This is a genomic window from Hymenobacter agri, from assembly GCF_054778495.1.
Genome location: NZ_BAAGZM010000837.1, coordinates 1 through 1,467, shown reverse-complemented (window position 1 = coordinate 1,467; position 1,467 = coordinate 1). Strand labels below are relative to the sequence as shown.

The 1,467-nt window shown below is 62.4% G+C and carries 3 protein-coding genes; 1 reads left to right on the top strand and 2 read right to left on the bottom strand.

Features of this window, described 5'->3' with window-relative positions:
- Positions 1–134 precede the first annotated feature (134 nt).
- Positions 135–407 carry a hypothetical protein gene (locus tag ACYVDE_RS22665; RefSeq protein WP_460503804.1) on the top strand — a complete coding sequence of 91 codons (273 nt, stop codon included), beginning with the start codon at positions 135–137 and terminating at the stop codon, positions 405–407.
- 84 nt (positions 408–491) lie between these two features.
- Here the strand turns inward: ACYVDE_RS22665 and ACYVDE_RS22660 are convergent, their stop codons facing one another.
- Both ACYVDE_RS22660 and ACYVDE_RS22655 read right to left on the bottom strand, forming a co-directional pair.
- Positions 492–983, bottom strand: a complete 492-nt coding sequence (locus ACYVDE_RS22660) for a cold-shock protein (RefSeq protein ID WP_460503803.1) — start codon at positions 981–983, stop codon at positions 492–494.
- A gap of 114 nt (positions 984–1,097) precedes the next feature.
- The coding region (locus tag ACYVDE_RS22655) for an RlmF-related methyltransferase (protein ID WP_460503802.1) at positions 1,098–1,467 on the bottom strand (370 nt) is incomplete at its 5' end.

Sequence of the window (1,467 nt, the reverse complement as noted above, 5' to 3'; positions counted from 1 at the left end):
CGAGGCCGACGAACCCGCCGCTCCTGCCGACGCCGCCCCAACACTGCCGCCGCGCAAGCACCCCAAGCGCGCCCGCTTCGCCGCCGAAGAATAGTCGCCGCCCCTTTCTACCATCACCTCATCCCATTCTCGCCATGAAAAAGACCAAGGACAAAGCCAAGAAAAATAAAGCTGGCAAAAAAGCTACCCTGCTGGGCGGGGCCGCCAAATCCGTTAAAAACCTGCGCAAGCACAAGTTCAGCACCACCCAGAAAGTGCTGGCTGGGGCCGCCCTCGCGGCGTTGGGCGTTGGCTACTTGGCCAAGCGCCTGAATGGCACCGACCTGCCCGCCCGCCCTGATGCTACCACCACCGCCGATGCCGACGCCGCCGAAAGCAGCCTGGCCGCGATGGACGCCAACGCCTAAGCAACGCAGGCACGAAAACTGAAAAAGCCCCGCCCCCAGCTACTGAAGCTGCGGGGCGGGGCTTTTTCGTAATTGGCCGAGTGCTTATTCGGCGGCGGGAGCGGCCGGGGGCGGCGTGGCGCCGGCCATGCGTACACGCACGGCATTGGGGCCTTTGGGGCCCATCTCTACTTCAAACGTCACCTTGTCGTTCTCGCCAATGGTGAGGCCGCCCAAGGCGTTGGCGTGCACAAAAATGCTTTCCTGCGTCTGCGCGTCGCGGATGAAGCCGTAGCCCTTCGAGGAGTTGAAGAACGTGACGCTGCCGCTGCGCTGCGTGTCTTCGGGCTCGCGGTCTTCCTGCTTGCGAACGCTGATTTGAATTTCCTCGTCCTTGATGACGCGCTTCTTGGTGGGGTCGGGCGGGGTGGAGGTGATGTTGCCGTTTTCGTCGACGTAAGCAAACATCTCTTCCAGGGCCGCGCCGGATTTGGCATTGGCCTGGCGCTCGGCTTTGCGCTCTTCCTTCTCGGTTTTCTTCTTCGCGCGCTTTTTCTCGTTGTCTTTCTTACCAAATGTCTCTTGAGACCTACCCATAGTTTTTTGTTGCTAAATCGTGGTGGCTGGTGGTGCCGGTGGCAAACGCGACCCCGCCAGCGGAGTGGATTGTGACGAAGATACGCAATATAGCCGGCCGTTCGTCAGGTTGGCTTATTGCGGGGCGGTCCAGCGGGTTTTTCGCCAGGCTTCGCGCTGCGCGGGCGTGAGGAACGTCCAGGCCACAAAGCGGCTTTTCTTCTGTCCCTGAGCCATTTCGATGGTGCGTACTTCGGTGGCGCCAGCCGTTTGCAGGGCGCGGTACACGCCGGGCAAGGTTTCCTTTTTCGACACCAGCGACGTGAACCAATAGGCCGTGCGGGGCCGGCGGCCGCTTTCCTGCACCATGCGCCGGATGAAGCTGGCCTCGCCGCCTTCGCACCACAATTCATTGTTCTGCCCGCCAAAGTTGAGCACCGGCCGGCCGGTGCGCCCCGTGCCCAGGCTACTAGTTTTGCGCTGCGAGCCCGCCGCCGCGGCCGCC

Excerpts from the sequence above, each read along its gene's own strand:
- ACYVDE_RS22660 (WP_460503803.1), bottom strand. The coding sequence starts at position 983 with ATGGGTAGGTCTCAAGAGACATTTGGTAAGAAAGACAACGAGAAAAAG.
- ACYVDE_RS22665 (WP_460503804.1), top strand. The coding sequence starts at position 135 with ATGAAAAAGACCAAGGACAAAGCCAAGAAAAATAAAGCTGGCAAAAAA.